At 66.9% G+C, this 257-nt stretch carries 1 pseudogene; it reads left to right on the top strand.

Going from position 1 to position 257, the window contains the following annotated elements:
• Nucleotides 1-70 precede the first annotated feature (70 nt).
• Nucleotides 71-257: pseudogene (locus tag SB816_RS33100) on the top strand (carbon-nitrogen hydrolase family protein); the annotation flags it as partial.

Raw genomic sequence — 257 nt, 5'->3', positions numbered from 1 at the left:
ATCGGCAAAGATGGCGTCTCCCATTCGATCCCGTTCCATCCCGTTCGACACCTTCACCGGAGACGCCTTCATGTCCACCTCAGTCATCGCCGCGCTGCAGATCGGCGCATCGCCGGCCGGCACGCGCGCCACGCTCGACGCGATCCTCGCTTACGAAACCGCGATCCGCGACAGCGGCGCATCGCTCGTGGTGTTGCCCGAGGCGGTGCTCGGCGGCTATCCGAAAGGCGAGACGTTCGGCACGCGGCTCGGCTACC

Origin of the sequence: Achromobacter sp. SIMBA_011, assembly GCF_046535435.1 — a bacterium.
Lineage (GTDB): Bacteria > Pseudomonadota > Gammaproteobacteria > Burkholderiales > Burkholderiaceae_B > Achromobacter > Achromobacter dolens.
This window is presented reverse-complemented; position numbering and strand designations above follow the sequence as displayed.